This is a genomic window from Anaerosporobacter sp. (assembly GCF_965301125.1).
The window spans coordinates 1-5,115 of the sequence record NZ_CBDLAM010000231.1 but is presented as its reverse complement, the minus strand read 5'-3'; the positions used below and the strand labels follow the sequence as shown (position 1 = coordinate 5,115).

Annotated in this window: 4 protein-coding genes; all 4 read right to left on the bottom strand. The window is 35.0% G+C overall.

All coding sequences use genetic code 11. The features are described 5' to 3' along the window. Positions 1-150: 150 nt before the first annotated feature. A complete protein-coding gene (locus ACW2QF_RS17475; protein ID WP_455717299.1) occupies positions 151-867 on the bottom strand; it encodes a sulfite exporter TauE/SafE family protein in 717 nt (238 codons plus the stop codon). A 70-nt stretch (positions 868-937) separates the two neighbouring features. After that, positions 938-1,837, bottom strand: coding sequence for a radical SAM protein (locus ACW2QF_RS17470; RefSeq protein WP_455717298.1), 900 nt, complete (start codon positions 1,835-1,837; stop codon positions 938-940). A gap of 378 nt (positions 1,838-2,215) precedes the next feature. Next, positions 2,216-3,151, bottom strand: a complete 936-nt coding sequence (locus ACW2QF_RS17465; protein ID WP_455717297.1) for a tRNA dihydrouridine synthase — start codon at positions 3,149-3,151, stop codon at positions 2,216-2,218. A 731-nt stretch (positions 3,152-3,882) separates the two neighbouring features. Continuing rightward, positions 3,883-5,055, bottom strand: a complete 1,173-nt coding sequence (mmsB, locus tag ACW2QF_RS17460) for a multiple monosaccharide ABC transporter permease (protein ID WP_455717296.1) — start codon at positions 5,053-5,055, stop codon at positions 3,883-3,885. Between the last annotated feature and the right edge of the window lie 60 nt (positions 5,056-5,115).

The following is a 5,115-nucleotide window of genomic DNA, read 5'->3' as shown; positions in this document are numbered from 1 at the left end:
TCCAAGAGGATATATATATCACTTATTAAGTTTACACAAAATTTTTTACAGTCTCTTATAGATACACATCTACAAATAAGTTAATGAATGTATACATAAACTTGATTATTTATCAATAACTTTAACTAGATCTTTTAAAATCATTTATATCTACAATAACGATATTCCCGATAATAATAACAGAACATACGTGATTTTTAAGAATACTTTTTGATTGATCTTATCAAACAACTTATTCCCTAACCAAATTGAAATTACAAGTGGAATCATGCTAAGAATTATTAATAGAATGGTTTCATTGGTGTAATATCCGCTTCTTGCATGTGAGAACATAAGTATGATAGCTAATATTACCCACACAGGTGACAATGTTGCCCTAAACTCCTGCTTGTCTTTTAACACACTTACTGCATAGATTACTAATAACGCTCCTCCGGATACAAACAAGCCATGAATTATTCCAGCCATAAGAATTACGAATATCATTAGATAGTCTGGTACATGCATTTCTCTCTTTACGAACATTTTATAAATGGCAATGGCAATGATAAGAATTGCATACATGCGTAGTAAGAAATCCATTGGCACAACCCTACTCAGCCACATACCAATTAGCATTCCCATAATCATAAATATAATGATTTTCGTGAATATCTTAACATTTACATGCTCTCTGTTCATCCACCAGATATAGATACACGCTATCATTGTAAAAACATTTAAAATTGTCTTTACTTCATTTACCCCAAGCAATCGTATAGACAATGGCATTGCAAGCATATTACCCGCAAATCCTGTTAAGGTCTGAATAGTATTAGCTCCCAATATAACTAACAAGAACAGCATATAGACAACAGTTTGACTCACAATTTCTAGTCTCCTATTCCTTCGTATTCTTGTTAGTATTTCCTAATATTATTTGATTATTCTCTAGTCATCAAACGCCTTTTAGATTAAATTCTGGTATAAAACTTTCTGATGCAGTTTTACCTTCTTGGATAAATCCATTCTCGATTCCAAGGTCTATTGCGAAATTAACCAATTTATCATATTCCTTTTTCGTAACTCTTCGATTTATCTCTAGATAATCTTTTGCATGTGGCAACGGGGTATATTGATTCATTAAACTAATATAAATCGAATCTTTATACGTATCATATAGGTATCTAACAACCTCTTTCGAATCTTCAAGTCCTCCTGGCAGTAATAGGTGTCTTACTATCACACCCTTTTGCATAATTCCTGTTGTTTCATCGATTATGGCATCTCCCACTTGACGAACCATCTCTTCTAAGGCAATACAAGCAACATGAAAATAATCTTTAGCATGTGAATATCTCTGACTCATGGCGCTACTTCTATATTTCATATCAGGTAGATAGATGTCAATCAATCCATCAAGCATCTTAACAGTCTCAAGGTTCTCATAACAACCTGTATTATATACGAAAGGGATTTGTATTCCTTTATTCTTAGCTTTATTAATTGCTTCTACAATCTGTGGCACATAATGTGTCGGTGTCACTAAGTTTATATTATTAGCACCCTGTTCTTCTAACTCAAAAAAGATATCGACTAACCGATGTATGGTAATCTTCTTACCTGCTAGTCCACTGGCTATATTATGATTTTGACAAAATACACACCTTAAATTACATCCACTAAAGAAAACAGTTCCCGAACCAGCCTCACCAGAAATACACGGCTCTTCCCACATATGAAGTGCAGCTCTTGCTACTACAAGATCACTTGTTTGTCCACATACGCCAGTCCTTCCAGTTATCCTATCTACTCCACAATTTCTAGCACATAGTTTGCATGATTCTAAGCTAGTCATTATAATATTAACTCCTTTCCACAGTTTTTGTGTACTTGTGTATTTTTAGTATCGAAAGCAAAACTCTCTATATATGTTTTCATGGCTTCTTAGCTAATGGATTATGACACAAAACACGCTACACATCTAAGTACTTCTAATTGTGTACGAGTACTCCCTACAAAAGGTACGGAACCGCCTTCGATTCGGCTCCTGCCTCAGCTCAGGCTGGCTCGGCATCCTGCCTCGCCTTCCTATGTTGTTAACGTACACACTAAGAAGCACTATAGATGTTACGCTATCGTTTCTTAGTCATAATCCATTAGCTAAGAAGCAAATTTACATTTTTAAGAGTTTTGCTCTTACTACTTTATAAATACACAAATACATCAATAACGTTTAAATGAGTTTCTGTTCGCGGAACAAACTAGAAACTGCCTCCTCATACTCACTGGCTTTTTGTGCTTTCCTTATCTTTTTGGCGTATTTCTCATTATTAGTTAACATCTTACTCATATAGAACCAAAATTCTTTCATCTTGAATAACGCATTTCTATCACCAGACATGATTTCTTGGTATCCATGGTATACTTCATCATGGAATTGCTTCCAAACTTCTTTGTCCTTCTTAGCTTCTCCCATAATCTCTAAGATTAGCTCTGGGTTCGCGATTAATCCTCTTCCTAGCATTATTCGATCTATAGTAGGGAAACGTTCGATTATAGCTTCGTAATCCTTAACCGTGCATATATCTCCATTATAGCAAAGTGGATTCTTACTTAACTTAACTGCCTCTTCAAAAACATCAAGATTAGGCTTATTTTTATAGAAATCCTTCTGAATTCTTGGGTGTATAATCAATTCTTCCATCTTGTACTTATTATATATCTCAAGTAACCTTTCAAACTCCTCTGGATTATCTTTCCCAATTCGAGTCTTTATTGAAATCTTAGTCTCACTCTCAGTAAATATTCTATCCAAGAATTCATCAAGTTCCTCTGGATATGCCAAAAATCCCGAACCCTTCTTCTTAGACACCACCGTTCCCGATGGGCAACCTAGATTCAAATTAATTTCATCATATCCAAGTGATTTCATCTTCTTAGAAGCAAGGATAAAATCCTGTGCATTACTAGTGAGTATTTGTGGTATTAATTCAATTCCAACATTGTTCTCTGGTAAGATATCTGTAATTTCTCTTGTTTTATAATTTCCGGACTGATTAGCACATACGAAGGGTGCGAAATAACGATCTACCTTTCCAAAATATTTTGCATAGGCATTACGATATATATGGCGAGTCACACCCTCCATTGGTGCGAAATAAAATCTCATATTCTAAAGTCTCCTTTGTTGAGTACTGCATTTACTAAATTTATATCTTTAGTATTATACAATGAATCAGGAAAAACTTCTATATGAGATTCTATTTCTTAAATTGAATTATTATTTAGATCAAACTTCTTACTTAAAAACTTCAAATAGAGTTGGTAATTGCTATATTCATAAAAGAAGCTATCTGAACACGTCAGCACTGTACTGACTACGTGTTAGCTAAGCAAGAGCTGGTTTTTCATTGAATATGGGCAATTAGCTACTCCTCGAAATCTTCAAGTGCGAAGTTTGATTATGGTTCAGTTGTCAAAATGTCTTAGTTTATCTTAATGATAAATAATCAAGAATATTTATTCATTCATTAGCGTAGGCGTACTTGTGTGTCTATAAAAGTAGAAAAGCAAAACTCTGAATTGCGTAGATTTGCTTCTTAGCTTACGTACTATGACTAAGAAACAATAGCGAAACATCTTAGTACTTCTTAGTGTGTACAGCATAACCTAGGAATGCGAGGCATGGAGGCCGAGCAAGTCTGAGCTGAGGCAGGATGCCGAATCGAAGGCGTTTCCGCACCAATTAATAAAACCGAATGTACACACTTAGAAGTACTTAGATGTGCAGCGTGTTTCGTGTCATAGTACGTAAGCTAAGAAGCTACGAAAATGTATATAGAGTTTTGCCTCCAACACCTAAAACACACAAGTACATCGATAACCTAAGATGAATAAATATTATTTATTTGATTTTTTATTAAGAACATCAAAGATTACAGCTCCTAATAAAACTAAACCTTTGACAACCTTTTGGTAGTTGGCATCTACACCCATGATTGACATACCTAAGTTAATAACACCCATTAACACTGCACCTACAATTACACCAGTTACCGTACCTACTCCACCGTATGCAGAAGCACCACCGATAAAACATGAGCCAATAGCATCCATTTCATAATTCTGTCCATAGGTAGGTTGTGCAGATGTCATACGTGCTATTGTTAACATACCTGCGAGTGCTGCTAATAAGCCCATATTACAGTATGCAAGGAAGTAAACCTTATCTGTATTGATACCCGATAATTTTGTTGCCTTCTCATTACCGCCTACTGCATAGAAATGACGTCCTATTGTTGTCTTTGATGTTATATATCCATAAACTAAAACTACAATTACTACCCAGATTAAGGCAGTTGGAATTCCACGATACATGGAAATCTTATAGGTAAATGCTAATACGACTGCACAGATAATTGTAGTTTTCATAATCATTGATTTTAAGCTATCTGTAGCGTAACCCTTTTTAATTCGATTTCTTCTACCTGATACTTGAATGGCTATGTAAATAATACATGTAATGATACCAATAAGCATAGATGTCATATTGAATCCCTCAATACCGAAGATATCTGGAATATAGCAATTAGAACCTCCACCAAATATTTTAACGAATCCTTTTGACGTAATAGACTCTGTCTGCCCATTTAACACTACATTTGATAATCCTCTGAATATTAACATACCAGCTAACGTTACAATGAATGGTGGAACTCGCACATAAGCAATCCAGAAGCCTTGCAACGCACCAATGAGTGTGCCAATCACTAACATTATTAGTATAGCAAGTACAGGATTCACCCCCATACTTTCCATCAACTTTGCACCAACAGCACCTACGAAGCACACAACAGAGCCAACAGATAAATCGATATTACCACCTGTTAAGATACATAGTAACATACCAGTTGCTAAGACAAACACATATGCATTTTGAGATATCAAGTTACTCACATTCTGAGGAAGTAATAACTTACCTCCCGTTTGCCAGGTGAAAAACAGGGTAACAACTAGCAATGCAATAACCATTGTGTATTTCTTCATTCCTTCATTCAATTTTGCTCGATCCATTTTAAGTCTCCTTATATAATATATTTAGGTTGATAAAGGTAACCCATAACCCTTTGTTAG